General features: G+C 32.0%; 13 protein-coding genes. 10 read left to right on the forward strand and 3 right to left on the reverse strand.

What is annotated here, in order from left to right:
• The first annotated feature begins 6 nt into the window (after nt 1–6).
• Nucleotides 7–1,872, forward strand: coding sequence for a SulP family inorganic anion transporter (locus tag LX78_RS00750; RefSeq protein WP_109680729.1), 1,866 nt, complete (start codon nt 7–9; stop codon nt 1,870–1,872).
• Between the two features lie 48 nt (nt 1,873–1,920).
• On the opposite strand, the gene LX78_RS00755 is transcribed toward LX78_RS00750, so the two are convergent.
• Nucleotides 1,921–2,448, reverse strand: a complete 528-nt coding sequence (locus tag LX78_RS00755) for a CvpA family protein (protein ID WP_109680730.1) — start codon at nt 2,446–2,448, stop codon at nt 1,921–1,923.
• 51 nt (nt 2,449–2,499) lie between these two features.
• On the opposite strand from LX78_RS00755, the gene LX78_RS00760 reads away from it, so the two are divergent.
• From LX78_RS00760 to LX78_RS00790, 7 genes are all read left to right on the forward strand, one after another.
• Nucleotides 2,500–2,856, forward strand: coding sequence for a hypothetical protein (locus LX78_RS00760; RefSeq protein ID WP_109680731.1), 357 nt, complete (start codon nt 2,500–2,502; stop codon nt 2,854–2,856).
• Between the two features lie 35 nt (nt 2,857–2,891).
• Nucleotides 2,892–3,911, forward strand: coding sequence for a phenylalanine--tRNA ligase subunit alpha (gene pheS, locus LX78_RS00765; RefSeq protein WP_109680732.1), 1,020 nt, complete (start codon nt 2,892–2,894; stop codon nt 3,909–3,911).
• Nucleotides 3,912–4,068: 157 nt separating this feature from the next.
• On the forward strand, nt 4,069–4,572 hold the full coding sequence (locus tag LX78_RS00770) for a GbsR/MarR family transcriptional regulator (protein ID WP_109680733.1): 504 nt from the start codon (nt 4,069–4,071) through the stop codon (nt 4,570–4,572).
• A 12-nt stretch (nt 4,573–4,584) separates the two neighbouring features.
• Complete coding sequence (locus LX78_RS00775) at nt 4,585–5,703, forward strand: efflux RND transporter periplasmic adaptor subunit (protein ID WP_109680734.1); 1,119 nt, start codon at nt 4,585–4,587, stop codon at nt 5,701–5,703.
• An 8-nt stretch (nt 5,704–5,711) separates the two neighbouring features.
• Nucleotides 5,712–8,855 (forward strand): efflux RND transporter permease subunit, encoded by a 3,144-nt coding sequence (locus LX78_RS00780; protein WP_109680735.1) that lies wholly within the window; start codon nt 5,712–5,714, stop codon nt 8,853–8,855.
• A gap of 6 nt (nt 8,856–8,861) precedes the next feature.
• Nucleotides 8,862–10,280, forward strand: a complete 1,419-nt coding sequence (locus LX78_RS00785; protein ID WP_109680736.1) for an efflux transporter outer membrane subunit — start codon at nt 8,862–8,864, stop codon at nt 10,278–10,280.
• A 10-nt stretch (nt 10,281–10,290) separates the two neighbouring features.
• Nucleotides 10,291–10,686, forward strand: coding sequence for a hypothetical protein (locus LX78_RS00790; RefSeq protein WP_109680737.1), 396 nt, complete (start codon nt 10,291–10,293; stop codon nt 10,684–10,686).
• 109 nt (nt 10,687–10,795) lie between these two features.
• On the opposite strand, the gene LX78_RS00795 is transcribed toward LX78_RS00790, so the two are convergent.
• Nucleotides 10,796–11,797: an NAD(P)H-dependent glycerol-3-phosphate dehydrogenase gene (locus LX78_RS00795; RefSeq protein WP_109680738.1), complete on the reverse strand. Its 1,002-nt coding sequence runs from the start codon at nt 11,795–11,797 to the stop codon at nt 10,796–10,798.
• Nucleotides 11,798–11,928: 131 nt separating this feature from the next.
• Here LX78_RS00795 and LX78_RS00800 point away from each other — a divergent pair, with 131 nt between their 5' ends.
• Entirely contained in the window at nt 11,929–12,870 is a 942-nt protein-coding gene (locus tag LX78_RS00800) for a nicotinic acid mononucleotide adenyltransferase (protein ID WP_109680739.1), read from the forward strand.
• 165 nt (nt 12,871–13,035) lie between these two features.
• Nucleotides 13,036–13,533, forward strand: a complete 498-nt coding sequence (lysM, locus tag LX78_RS00805) for a peptidoglycan-binding protein LysM (RefSeq protein WP_109680740.1) — start codon at nt 13,036–13,038, stop codon at nt 13,531–13,533.
• 158 nt (nt 13,534–13,691) lie between these two features.
• Here lysM and nadD read toward each other — a convergent pair whose 3' ends face one another.
• Nucleotides 13,692–14,270, reverse strand: coding sequence for a nicotinate (nicotinamide) nucleotide adenylyltransferase (gene nadD, locus LX78_RS00810; RefSeq protein WP_109680741.1), 579 nt, complete (start codon nt 14,268–14,270; stop codon nt 13,692–13,694).
• Between the last annotated feature and the right edge of the window lie 2 nt (nt 14,271–14,272).

Genomic DNA, 14,272 nt, shown 5'->3' on the forward strand with positions numbered 1-14,272 from the left:
TTTTAAATGAAAAATTTCTTTTCAAATTTTAAAGGTGATGCTTTTGGAGGTATTACTGCAGGAATTGTTGCTTTACCATTAGCCTTAGCCTTTGGCGTTTCTTCTGGATTAGGCCCAAGTGCTGGGCTTTATGGTGCAATCTTCTTAAGTTTTTTCGCAGCTTTCTTTGGTGGAACTAAAACTCAAATTTCAGGTCCTACTGCACCTCTAACAGCTGTTAGTATGGTTTTAATTGCTGGCCTTTTAGCAGTAAATGAAGGAGATGTTAGCAAATCGCTTCCTATTATTTTAGCCGTTTTTATTTTGGCTGGATTGATGCAAGTTGCACTTGGAGTTTTTGGTTTTGGAAAATATATTAAATACATACCTTATCCTGTAATTTCAGGATTCATGACAGCCATTGGACTTATTATTTTAATAACTCAAATACTTCCAGCAGTTGGATACTATCCAGGTGAAGATGTTGATCTGGTTAACCAATATAAGTCAAAAGCTGAAGAAATGATTCTTAAAGACATACTAAAAGAAGAATCCAGTGAAGGTATTTTAGTTTTAGAAAATTTCAATGAGATAAATAAACGAGCTCAACAAATAACTGAAGAAGCCATCTTAAAAGAATCTCAAATTCTAGCAGGAAATTCTGCATCAAGTGCTTTAGGTTCTGTTAAGGCTATTCCAAGAGCACTTCAACATATAAATTGGTTGGAATTATTATTAGCCCTTGGTACTATTTTTATAATTTATGGCTTTAAGTATATCACAAAAGTGATTCCAAGCACTCTTGTTGCATTAATAATCATGTCTGGAATAGCTATTGGCTTTGGATTAAATTATAGGCCTATTGAAGAAATTCCTGGAGGCTTCCCTATTCCAAATTTAAGAGTCTTTACAGAATTTAATTTTGGTAATTTAACCCCATACATCTTTACAGCATTTACACTTGCCATACTTGGAGCAATAGATTCGTTATTAACTAGTGTTGTAGCAGATAATGTAACTAAAACAAGACATAATCCAAATAAAGAACTTATTGGTCAAGGTATTGGAAATAGTATTGCTGGTTTATTTGGAGGTTTACCTGGAGCTGGTGCAACTATTAGAACGGTTGTTAATATAAATGCTGGAGGAAAAACCAGATTATCTGGAATGATATCTGGTGTCATGTTGCTTTTAATTCTTTTATTACTTGGACCTGTTGCATCACAAATTCCAGCAGCTGTGTTAGCTGGAATACTAATTACTGTTGGAATTGGTGTTATGGACTATAAAGGACTTAAAGCCATTCCAAGTATGGCTAAAGACATAAAATTAGGGCCTATAAAAATGAGCTCAGAAGTATTAATCATGATAGTTGTATTACTGCTTTCTACCTTTTGGAATTTAGTCTATGCTGTAGGTATTGGATTAATTTTTGCTTCTTTAATGTTTATGAAAAAAATTGGGGATCTTACTACTGAACGTTCAGACGTAAAATCTTTAGCTAATGAAAAGGCTTGGGATGATGAAGCTAACTTTCCAGAATACTTAAAACAAGAAGTTTTTATTAAACATATTAAAGGACCTCTATTTTTCGGGACTACTAGCGATTTCCAAATTCTTGCAGATCAAATCCCAAAAACAGCATCGACAGTTATTATTAGAACTGGAAGAATGGCTTATATAGATCAATCAGGATTATATGCTTTGGAAGATGTCTTAATCGATTTAAAAAAGAATAACATGAATATATTAATTGTTGGGCTCTTAAATCAGCCAAGATATTTAATGGAACGCATAGATATTATTCCTGATTTAATTCCAGAAGAGCACTTGTTTGACAATTTTAACGACTGTTTAAAATGGGTTAAAGCTAATGTAAAAAATAAAGCATAATCCAATTCTAAACTATATCAAAAAAAGCCACTTTAATAGTGGCTTTTTTTATATTTCTTCTTTGGTTGTTTCTTGTTCTTTGCCTTCCTCAGTAACATTATTTATTATACTAGGAAAAATCATAGGTGCTAAAGATTTTACTGGATTATAGAGAGTTGAGTTTTCTATATTATCTTCATCAACAAAAAGAATGGTTTTATTCATTTTATCAAAAATAATTAAGACAATACTTAAAATTAATCCAATTTTTAAAGCACCAAAAACAGCCCCTAGTATTTTATTAAATAAGCCTAAAGCTGCAAAATCTGCTAATTTAGTTAATGCCTTTCCTGCTAAAGAAATGGCTAACACTATAATAATAAACGTTATTGCAAATGCAGTTATGTTAACTGTTTTTTCGCTCCATTCTACATGATCTAATAAAAATTCTGAGGCATAATTACTAAAATGAATAGCACCATAAATACCTGCAATTAAAGCAATCAATGATGCAATTTCAACAAAAAACCCTTTTAAAAAACCCTTTATAGAGCCAAAAAGTAATAGGGCTACCAAAACAATATCTAAAACATTCATAATTATAGATTTTAAACAAATATAAATTAACTTTGCAACTTTAAAATTATTATGTCAAGAGACGAGGAATTAAAACAACGATGGGATTTGATTGTAAACAAACTATCCAATCAATTTGCAGATGGAGACCAATTAGATTTAGACGCTATTATTTACCTAATTGGCGTTCAAGAATTAGGTCAGTTTGATAGAACTTTTAAAAAAGACCATAAATTAGATCTCATGCACATAGCCATTTGCAGACTCTTAGAGCCTTATGGATATTATGAGTTTGATTTTTTTGATGAAGAAAAATGGCCACATTATAAAGTAAAAGAACAGTTACCAACTTTAAAAGCTGGAGAACAAAGCGTTTTAATGAAAGAGGCTATTGTAAATTATTTTGTTGAAGCAAAGTATATAGAGTAAGTTTTCTTAAATTTGCCCTCATTTTCAACCATATCATGATAGATAAGATAAAAGAATTAATAGCCGAAGCAGAGGCTTTCCAATCTCAATCTAAAGAAGAGATTGAAGCTTTCCGTATAAAATATTTAGGTAAAAAAGGGTTGCTTAACGACTATTTTAAAGAATTTAAAAATGTAGCAAACGACCAGAAAAAAGAATTTGGTCAGGTTATTAATGCCCTTAAAAAAACGGCTGAAGACAAAGTAAATGCTTTAAAAGAAGACCTCGAGAGTAAAGAAGAAGTAAAAGGGATTTATGGCGATTTATCTCGTCCAGGAGAACCTATAGATATTGGTGCTCGTCATCCTATATCTGTTGTTAAAAATCAAATTATCGATATCTTTTCTAGAATAGGTTTTAATGTAAGCGAAGGTCCAGAAATTGAAGACGATTGGCACAACTTTACAGCATTAAACTTGCCGGAATATCATCCTGCTAGAGATATGCAAGACACGTTTTTTATTCAAACAAATCCAGATATTTTATTGCGTACACATACCAGTTCGGTTCAAGTACGTTATATGGAAAACAACAAACCTCCTATCAGAACTATTTCTCCAGGAAGAGTTTATAGAAACGAAGCTATTTCGGCTCGTTCTCATTGTTTTTTTCATCAAGTAGAAGGATTATACATTGATAAAGATGTAAGCTTTGCAGATTTAAAACAAACCTTACAATACTTCACTACAGAAATGTTTGGGAAATCTAAAATTAGATTACGTCCATCTTATTTCCCGTTTACAGAACCTAGTGCAGAAATTGATGTGTTTTGGGGACTTGAAACAGAATCCGATTACAGAATTACTAAAGGAACTGGTTGGTTAGAGATTGGTGGCTGTGGTATGGTAGATCCTAACGTATTAGAAAATTGCAATATTGATCCAAAAGAATATTCAGGGTTTGCTTTTGGTGTTGGTATAGACAGAATAGCAATGTTGTTGCATCAAATTAACGATATACGCTTATTTAGTGAAAACGATGTGCGTTTTTTAGAGCAGTTCAAATCAGCATTATAATAAAAAGTCTCAATATTATATATACAAGTCAATGGAATTCCATTGACTTTTTTATTTAACACTCTTTTAACTTCGTTTAGTTCGGCTAAAACCGAACTATACTTATATATTTGCATAGAAATTTCAGGATAATCAAACTGTATTCTAACATTTACTAATGAAAAAAAATATATGTATAGAAAAAATGCGCTTAGTAGAAAAATTAGGCGTGCATTTTGAAAACAAAGAACAGTTAGCACCTGTTGCCTCTCGTATGCTATCTTACATTATTCTAACGGGTAAAAAGGGAGTTACTTTTGAAGACATGGTAACCAACCTTAGTGCCAGTAAAAGTACTATTTCTACCCACCTTAATCATTTACTAGATTTAAAAAAAATTGTGTATTTCACTAAAACAGGAGATCGCAAAAAATATTTTGTAATTAATAAGGACGCCATCATTCAGAATATAAATAAAATGATAACTGAATGGCAAGAAGAACGCGAGTTACACATAGAAATTAAGAATTATAAGGAAATTATAAATCTGCAAAAAATCGATAATGAAGAAGAAAAATTCGATTTAAACTTTCATAGCGATTTTATCAATTTTATAGATGAAGCATCAGCTTCCATAGAAAAATTAAGAACAAAAATAACAGGCAACCATTTCGATCTTTAAATACCTTCAAAAATGAAAAAGAATAATTTATACTCCATTTTAATACTAACTGTGAGTTTCCTTGTTTTAAGCTGTGGGAAAAATAAACCGGAACAAAAAGCTCCTCCAGTATTACCATATCCAGTAGTTAAAGTTGTTAAAAAAGATGTTACAACTCATAAAAATTTTCCAGCAAGTATTGAAGGGAAAGTGAATAGTCAGGTACGCCCAAAAGTATCTGGATACATCAAAGAAGTATTAGTTTCAGAAGGACAGGTTGTTAAGCAAGGGCAATCTTTATTTAGGTTGGAAACACAATCTTTAAGCCAAGATGCCAATGCTGCAAAAGCAAATGTGAATGCTGCTCAAGTTGAAGTAGATAAATTAAAACCCTTAGTAGAAAAAAACATTATTAGTAATGTACAACTAGAAACAGCAAATGCCAAACTACTTCAAGCCCAAAGTGCTTATAATAGTATCGCAGCAAATATTAATTACGCAAATGTAAAAAGTCCCGTAGATGGTGTTGTAGGTTCTATTAATCATAGAAAAGGGGCTTTAGTAAGTGCTCAAGATCAACAACCTTTAACAAATGTGTCTTCTATTCATGAAGTTTATGCTTATTTTTCAATGAATGAGAAAGAGTTTATTACGTTTATGGAAGAAGCTAAAGGAGAAACAGCTGAAGAAAAAATAGAAAAATTCCCTGAAGTTAAATTACGCTTAGCAAACGGGAAACTATTTGAAAAATCTGGGAAAATTGAAACAATTACTGGAGATATTAATACTCAAACTGGAACTATCACATTTAGAGCAAAATTTGAAAATGAAAAAGGCTTGCTTAGAAATGGAAGTAGTGGAACTATTTTAGTCCCTAGAACTTTTGAAGATGTGTTGGTTATTCCTGCTGAATCAACATTTGAAAGACAAGGAAAGGTTTTTGTTTATAAAGTTATAGGTGATTCTTTAATAGATAAACCTATCACTATTTTAAAAGAAGCTAATCGCTTATATATTATAAGTGAAGGGATAGAAGTTGGTGAAACTATTTTAGCAAAAGGACTTAATAAAGTGGGTCCAGGAAGCAAGATTAAGCCAATTGAAAAATCAATGGATAGTATTGTAAATTCTTTTGAGACCATTTTTAAATAAATCTTATTATGTTACAAAAATTTATTGAAAGACCTGTATTATCTACAGTTATATCTATAATCATTGTTATTCTAGGTGTTTTAGGACTCACACAATTACCAATAACACAATATCCAGATATTGCACCACCAACAGTACAAGTGAACGCTTTCTATCCAGGAGCTAATGCTGAAACTATTTTGGAAAGTGTTATTGTTCCTATTGAAGAGCAGATTAATGGTGTTGAAGGAATGACTTATATTACCTCAACAGCTAGTAACTCTGGAAGTGCTTCCATTCAAGTGTTTTTTGAACAAGGTTATGATGCAGATATTGCAGCAGTAAACGTACAAAACAGAGTAGCAAGAGCAAATGCACTGTTACCTTCAGAAGTAATTCGTGCAGGTGTTGTTACACAAAAGCAACAAAATTCTGCCTTACTCTATACAGCCATTTTTTCCACAAACCCTGAGTATGATGATACCTTTATACAAAACTATTTAAACATCAACATTAAACCAGAAATACAACGTATCAATGGTGTTGGAGCAGTCAATGTTTTTGGTGCTAAAGATTATTCCATGCGTATTTGGTTAGATCCAGATAAAATGGCAGCATATAAAATTGAGCCAAGAGATGTTACAAAAGCTATCAACGAACAAAGTTTGGAAGCAGCTGCTGGTTCTTTAGGTCAAAATAGTGGTGAAGCTTTCGAGTATGTTATTAAATATAAAGGACGTTACAAAGAGGCCAAAGATTATGAAGATATCGTAATCAAAGCCCTAGGCGATGGTCAATTTTTGCGTGTTAAAGATGTTGCAACAGTCGAGTTGGATGCTTTTTCTTATTCTTCGGTTTCCAGAACAAAAGGAAATCCAGCTGTCAACTTTGGGGTTTTTCAAACACCAGGTTCTAATGCACAAGAAATTATTGAAAATATTTATATCAAGTTAGATGAACTTAAAAAAGATTTCCCAGAAGGCATAGATTATTTGGTAAATTACGATACTAATAAATTCTTAACAGCCTCCATAGAAAAAGTATTACATACCTTATTAGAAGCTTTTTTACTGGTATTTATTGTTGTCTTTATCTTTCTACAAGATTTTAAATCCACGCTTATTCCAGCTATTGCAGTTCCAGTATCTATTATTGGTACTTTCTTTTTCTTAAATGTGCTGGGTTACTCTATCAACTTACTAACGCTATTCGCATTAATTCTCGCTATTGGTATTGTTGTTGATGATGCTATTGTGGTTGTAGAAGCCGTACATGCCAAATTAGAAGGTGGTTATAAAGATGCTAAAAAAGCATCCATTTCTGCCATGAGTGAAATTAGTGGAGCTATTGTATCCATTACTTTAGTTATGATGGCAGTATTTATACCTATCACATTTATCAAAGGACCTTCAGGTGTGTTTTACGAGCAGTTTGGAGTTACTTTAATGATTGCCATTTTTATTTCAGCATTAAACGCTTTAACCTTAACACCAGCATTATGTGCTATTTTCTTAAAACCACATAACGAGCAAGAGCATAAAAAGAAATCGTTATTACAACGTTTTTATGCAGCATTTAACACAGCGTTTAATGCAACAACAGAAAAGTACACCAAATCTTTAGGTTTTTTAATAAAGCACAAATGGATTACGTTTGCCATTTTAGGCGTAAGCGTTTTTGGAATTATTGCAGCCAATAAAGTCATTCCAACCGGATTTGTGCCTTCAGAAGATAGAGGTGTTATTTTTATGAATGCCGAATTACCACCTGGAGCTTCACAAGATCGGTCCTTTCAAGTTAATAATAACTTATACGAAATGATTAAAGACATTGAAGGAATTAAAGGAGCTTCATTTATTAGTGGTAGAAACTTTTTCTCTGGTGAAGGAAGTTCTAATGCAATGGGCTTTATAATACTTGATTCATGGGACGATAGAGAAACTGAAGCAGAATCTGTCAATGGTATTATTGGGCAATTGTTTCAAAAAGCAGCCATGATTCCAGATGCTAAAATTATCTTTTTCACACCTCCAAGTGTTCCTGGTTTTGGTAGTGCAGATGGTTTTGAAATGCGTTTATTAGATAGAAATGCCAGACCATTAGCAGAACTGGATGCTACTGCAACCGATTTTGTGAAGCTCTTGAGCCAGCAACCTGAAATTGCTTATGCTTCCAATTCCTTTAGTACTAATTTTCCACAGTTGGAATTAAACATCAATGTAGAAAGAGCTAAAGAAGCTGGAATTTCAACAAGTGCTATTTTATCTGCTTTGCAAGGTTATATTGGAGGGAATTATGTAGCCGATTTTAGCCGATTTGGAAAACAATTCCGTGTGTTTATTCAAACCTTACCAGAAGATAGAACAGACGAAGCTAGCTTAAACAGCATGATGGTTAAAACACCAAGTGGCGAAATGACACCTATTTCGCAATACGTTTCTTTCAATCGTGTATATGGACCACAAACTGTAAACAGATTCAATTTATTTAATGCGGTTACTGTAAATGGTGCAGCAACTCCTGGATTTAGTTCTGGAGATGCTATTAAAACCATCAATCAATTAGCTGAAACTAATTTACCAGAAGGCTATCAAGTAGCTTATTCAGGAATTACTCGTGAAGAAATTGCTTCAGCAGGACAATCAACAATTATATTTTTAATTAGCATCCTATTTGTGTATTTCTTACTGTCTGCACAATACGAAAGTTATCTATTACCACTTTCTATTATTTTCTCATTACCAATTGGTGTAGCTGGAGCTTATGCTACAACCTATTTTACAGGTTTGGAAAATAATATTTATTTCCAAATTGCTTTAATCATGCTTATTGGTCTTTTGGCCAAGAATGCTATATTAATTGTAGAGTTTGCTGTACAAAGACGACATCATGGCTTGTCTTTAGTTGAAGCTGCCATAGATGGAGCAAAAGTACGTTTACGTCCAATTTTAATGACTTCTTTTGCCTTTATTTTAGGATTAACACCATTAGTAATTGCTAGAGGAGTTGGTGCAGCTGGAAACAATTCTATTGGTACAGGTGCTGTTGGTGGTTTATTAGTTGGAACCGTTATAGGAGTGTTTGTTATTCCAGTCTTGTTTGTTGTTTTTCAATGGTTACAAGAAAAAGTCACTGGAGTTCCAGAAGCCGTTAATCAGAAACATCAAGAATAAATTATTATGAAAACAGTTTTAAATAAACGTTTATTTTTTAGAGGAGGTATTCTTGTATTTACGGTGTTTACTTTACAGAGTTGTATTGTTTCTAAAGATTATGAACGACCAGATTTAAAAGATGAAACCGAAAATCTTTACAGAACAGATAATTTGCCAACAGACAGTTTGTCTATGGCAGATGTGTCCTGGAAAGAAGTTTTTACAGATCCTTATTTAGTGCAATATATTGAAGAAGGCTTAGAGAACAATATTGATATTAGAATTGCTTTACAACAAATTATTGCTGGAGAAGCTTATATGAAACAAGGCAACGCTGGTTATTTACCAACATTAAATGGTGGAGCAACAGTTACGCATCAAGAACTGTCTAAAAACAGTCAGTTTGGTAGTTTTTTCAATGGTTCTTTAGAGCAATATGAAATGGTAGCAAACCTTTCTTGGGAAGCAGATATTTGGGGTAAAATTCGAAGTAATAAAAGAGCATTTCAAGCTAGTTACTTAAAAAGTGTGGCTGCACATCAAGCTGTTAAAACCAAACTTATTGAAAGTATTGCAACAACCTATTACAGATTGTTAGCCTTAGATGCGCAATTAAAAATTACGAAGCAAACAGTTGAAACCAGAGAAAATAGTGTCGCTACTATTCAAGCTCTTAAAGATGCTGGACAGGAGACACAGGTTGCAGTAGATCAAAATATTGCGCAATACAATAATGCAAGAGCCATTCAAATAGATATTGAAAGAGAGATTTTTAGAGCCGAAAACACACTTAGTATTTTATTGGCAAAGCAGCCTCAAAATTACGAAAGAGGTGTTTTAGAAACTCAAGAAATTACAACAGACATGAAACTTGGTGTGCCATATTTGTTATTAAGAAACAGACCAGATGTTATGGCTGCCGAATACAATTTTATTCAATCGTTTGAATTAACAAACGTGGCTTTAACAAATTTCTATCCATCTTTAACCTTAAGTGCATCTGGAGGATTTCAAAGTTTAGAGTTTCAAAATTGGTTTAATGCCAACTCTTTATTCGCTAATTTAGTTGGTGGTTTAACACAACCTATTTTTAATCAAAGAAAAGTAAGAACACAACACGAAGTCTCTAAAGCTCAGCAAGAACAAGCGCTTTTAAATTTTAAAAGAACCTTGTTAGAAGCTGGAAAAGAAGTTTCGGAAGCACTTTATACATATGATGCCGAAACAGAAAAATTTATTTACAGAAGAAATGAGGTAGAAGCTTTAAGACGTGCTGAAGCTAACTCTGAAGAATTATTAAATAATGGCTATGCTACTTATTTAGATTTACTAACCGTTAGACAAAATGAATTAGCTGCCGAATTAAATAGTATTGATACCAAATTAGAACAATTGCTTTCTGTAGTTAATTTATACAAAGCCCTTGGTGGAGGTTGGAAATAAATAGTTGCTTATGAAAAAAGACATCATCATTCCAAAAGTAGAAAACGTTTACGTAGCAGTTGTAAACGAATACAATGACATCTATAAAACCCAGGATTGGAATGCCTATATAATTAACGATAAGGATGTTGATTTAGAGATGGTACTTATAGTAACCAGTGGCTATTCTGAAGAAAAGACCACCTCAATATTTCGAAAAAAACTCGATGTACTTCCTAAAAAAAGTTACGCAAAAATAGAGCTCATGCAAGAAGATCTATTTGCTTTAAACAACACGTTTAAAGTGACTTTTTTTGAAGGAAACACCATGTATGATAAAACCTTCTTGTTTAGAAAAAACACGATTAATTTAAAGGCGCTACAACCAATACCTTTAATGAAAGCTAAAGGGGTTTTGGTAAAATAGTTTCGTTTACGTTAGTATATGAATCCGATTTATTGACTTAATTACAATGTGCTTACTTGTAAACAGATAGAAACAATGTTCGTCTATTCTTTTGATTGAGTCAAGTTGGTTAGTCTAACTTATCAGTCAACTTTTTAAAAGTTATTTTAGGGTCTTTGCCTTGATATAAAATATCGTAAACAGCATCTATTATTGGCAAACGTGTTTTCTTTTTATTCTTCTCATTTATTAAATAAGCACTTTTAGTGGCATAATAACCCTCAGCAATCATGCTCATTTCCATTTGTGCAGATTTAACTGTATAGCCTTTACCTATCATGTTTCCAAACATACGGTTTCTTGAAAACACAGAATAACCTGTTACTAATAAATCGCCCAAATAAGCTGAGTTATTGATATTACGTTTCATTTTATGAGTTTTCTTTATAAAACGTTTCATTTCACGTATGGCATTACTCATTAACACACTTTGAAAATTATCTCCATAACCTAAACCATGAGCTATTCCTGCTGCTATGGCATAAATGTTCTTCAACATGACTGCATACTCTGTACCAATAACATCGTCACTAATTTTGGTTTTAATATAATTACTAGATAATTTATCGGCAATTTCTTGAGCTTTATTGGCATCTGCACAAGAAATAGTTAAATAAGATAATCGTTCTAGTGCTACTTCTTCAGCATGACAAGGGCCAGCAATAACTGCAATGTTTTTAAATGGAATTTTATAAATATCATGAAAATGTTCGCCAACAAGTAGTCCTGATTCTGGAATAATTCCTTTTACAGCAGACACAATAATTTTGTTGGAAACATCTGTTGTTAGTTTTTCTAATTCAGAGTGCATAAAAGCAGACGGAATAACAAAAATGAGCATATCTGCATAGTCTGCCATTTCGTTAATGTCGTTACTTAACTTAAGCTGTTCAATTTTAAATTCGACTGAACTTAAATAACTTGGGTTGTGCTGTTCTTTAATTAAATGTTCTTTAGTGTAAGTACTTCGCATATACCAACCAACCTCATCTAAATTTTCGCATAACATTTTTACTATTGCAGTTGCCCAACTTCCTGAACCAAAAACGGCATATTTTAATGGCTTTTCCATGTTTTTTATTGAAATATTAAAAATCAAAAATACATAAAATTTGACTCTTTTATGATGTTTAAAAGGAAAGCATCAAAATCTTTGGCACGTGTTTTGAATTCGTTAAAGTAGTAACTAAAAAAACGACGCTTATGAAAACGGTAAAATTACTTTTCGGATTTGCAATTATAGCAACACTATTTACTTCGTGTTATACAGAAGATTTACACGTTAATCATAATAATCCTACACCTCCTCCATCCATATCCTTAAATCAATTATTAAGCTCTTATGAGTTATGGTATGTAGATATTAACGAAACTATTGGATATGGACAAACGCCTTTTTTACAAATGGCTTTTACAATTTCTTTTAGAAATGGTACTCTATATGCTAATAATAATTTAGTTGGTTTTGGTAGTCAAGGAAACGGATTTGGAATTCCAGTTGGAACTTATGATGCTTATGGAACTATTTTGGATGTGTATCATGTTATTGATGGTTTTGAAACTTTCGATGTATATCAAATTAATAGCAATACCATAGAATTGTATAATCCATATAACGATACGTCGTATTTTTTAAGAGGCTATCAACGTTCAAATTTCGATTACGATTATGTGTTTTACGATAACATCCATTATTTCTTACAGGAATATGAAGCTTGGGAAAAAACATATACAAGTCTAGAAGGTGATATTAATGAGTTTGATAATGAAAACTATTTACAGTTTTTAGCTGGTGGAAATGACTCGGAATTTAGAAGCTCTCAAGATTATAATATTAGCAATCCAGAAAATATATATTGGGATTATACTGGAGTTTATTACGTAGGAAATACAAGTAATATGTATTCGAAAACTTTAACCTTAAATTATGATTCTTATGGCAATGAATTTTTTGATTTACACGTTATTAATGATGCAAGGATAGAATTGTTTCATCCTTCGTCTGGCACAACTTACGAATTTACAGGAAGAGGTTACATTCAATTCATGAGAAATGCTGAAGGGAAACAAATACAAGAAAAACCTAAAATGAGAAAGCAAAAATTTGAGAAAAAAGAAAACCCTAGAGAAAGCTCTAGAGATTAAATAAAGATTGGTTAGTTAAGTTAGTTAATTGGTAAGGAAACTGTTTGAAGTAAAATTCGAACAGTTTCTTTTTTTGGTATGTTTATTGCTTCTTTAAATAGGATTTAAAAAAGATTTTTTTAAACTTTACAATAATTAATTAAAACATTTAAAACACAGAGAACTATGGGATTATTTTCATTTATTAAAGATGCAGGAGCAAAAGTTTTTGGAATTGGTAAAACAACTGCAGAAGAAGCTGCAGAAAAAGCTGCAGATGCAATGGCTGCTAAGTTAAAGTCTGAAGAGGCTGCTGCCAAAAAATTAGAAGAAACTATTAGCGATTTAGGATTAGAAGTTGAAAACTTAAACGTACATATTAGTGACGATAAAGCAACTATTACAGGAGCTGCTTTCGACCAAGCTACAAAAGAAAAAGTAGTTTTAGTAGTAGGTAACTCTAACGGAATTGCTACTGTAGATGACCAAATGACAGTTGAAAATCCTGAGCCAGAAGCACAATTTCATACAGTTGTTAGTGGAGATACCTTAGGAAAAATAGCAAAAAATTATTATGGAAATGCTATGAAATATCCTGTTATTTTTGAAGCTAATAAGCCTATGCTTAAAAACCCAGATTTAATTTATCCAGGTCAGGTATTACGTATTCCTGCTTTAGATTAAACATTAAAACTTGATAAAATTAAAGAAGTTATCTAAAAAGATTGAATACCGTCATTCTGAATTTATTTCAGAATCTTAACTTGATAATATTCAAGATTTATGAGAAACTGAAATAAGTTCAGTTTGACGAATAATTTACTTTTTAGATAACTTCTTTTTTATTTATAAAAATTCATTTCATCCAGATATTCCCAGACATGTTCTGGCAACATAGGTTTCACGTTTTTTTCTTCTTTTATAGAATTCCTAATAAATGTTGAAGACAACTCCATGATTGGAGCATTTACATGATGTATTTTTTTATGTGCATCAAATTGAGTTTCTACTTTTCCTTCAGACAAGCGTGGATAGACATAAATATCATGATTTTTTAAAATCAATTCATAGTTTTTCCACTTATGAAAACTCTTTAAATTGTCTTCTCCCATAATTAAACAAAACTCGTAATCTGGAAATTTTTCTTCTAAATAAACAAGCGTGTTTATGGTATAATTTGGTTGTGGTAAATTAAATTCAATATCGCTTGGACTTAAAGTATCATAATCTTTAGTCGCTCTATAAACCATTTCTAAACGTTGGTAGTTATCAAGTAAAGAGCTTTTCTTTTTAAACGGATTATGAGGTGTTACAACAAACCAGACTTTATCTAAATCGCTATGTTCCACCATGTGATTAGCAATAACTAGATGCCCAATATGAATAGGATTAAAAGAGCCAAAATAAAGTCCTACTTTCATAA

Source organism: Xanthomarina spongicola (assembly GCF_003148645.1).
GTDB lineage: Bacteria > Bacteroidota > Bacteroidia > Flavobacteriales > Flavobacteriaceae > Xanthomarina > Xanthomarina spongicola.

What these genes read in the sequence shown, in the direction of transcription:
- LX78_RS00750 (WP_109680729.1), top strand. Translation starts at nt 7, where the DNA reads ATGAAAAATTTCTTTTCAAATTTTAAAGGTGATGCTTTTGGAGGTATT.
- LX78_RS00755 (WP_109680730.1), bottom strand. Translation starts at nt 2,448, where the DNA reads ATGAATGTTTTAGATATTGTTTTGGTAGCCCTATTACTTTTTGGCTCT.
- LX78_RS00760 (WP_109680731.1), top strand. Translation starts at nt 2,500, where the DNA reads ATGTCAAGAGACGAGGAATTAAAACAACGATGGGATTTGATTGTAAAC.
- pheS (WP_109680732.1), top strand. Translation starts at nt 2,892, where the DNA reads ATGATAGATAAGATAAAAGAATTAATAGCCGAAGCAGAGGCTTTCCAA.
- LX78_RS00770 (WP_109680733.1), top strand. Translation starts at nt 4,069, where the DNA reads ATGAAAAAAAATATATGTATAGAAAAAATGCGCTTAGTAGAAAAATTA.
- LX78_RS00775 (WP_109680734.1), top strand. Translation starts at nt 4,585, where the DNA reads ATGAAAAAGAATAATTTATACTCCATTTTAATACTAACTGTGAGTTTC.
- LX78_RS00780 (WP_109680735.1), top strand. Translation starts at nt 5,712, where the DNA reads ATGTTACAAAAATTTATTGAAAGACCTGTATTATCTACAGTTATATCT.
- LX78_RS00785 (WP_109680736.1), top strand. Translation starts at nt 8,862, where the DNA reads ATGAAAACAGTTTTAAATAAACGTTTATTTTTTAGAGGAGGTATTCTT.
- LX78_RS00790 (WP_109680737.1), top strand. Translation starts at nt 10,291, where the DNA reads ATGAAAAAAGACATCATCATTCCAAAAGTAGAAAACGTTTACGTAGCA.
- LX78_RS00795 (WP_109680738.1), bottom strand. Translation starts at nt 11,797, where the DNA reads ATGGAAAAGCCATTAAAATATGCCGTTTTTGGTTCAGGAAGTTGGGCA.
- LX78_RS00800 (WP_109680739.1), top strand. Translation starts at nt 11,929, where the DNA reads ATGAAAACGGTAAAATTACTTTTCGGATTTGCAATTATAGCAACACTA.
- lysM (WP_109680740.1), top strand. Translation starts at nt 13,036, where the DNA reads ATGGGATTATTTTCATTTATTAAAGATGCAGGAGCAAAAGTTTTTGGA.
- nadD (WP_109680741.1), bottom strand. Translation starts at nt 14,270, where the DNA reads ATGAAAGTAGGACTTTATTTTGGCTCTTTTAATCCTATTCATATTGGG.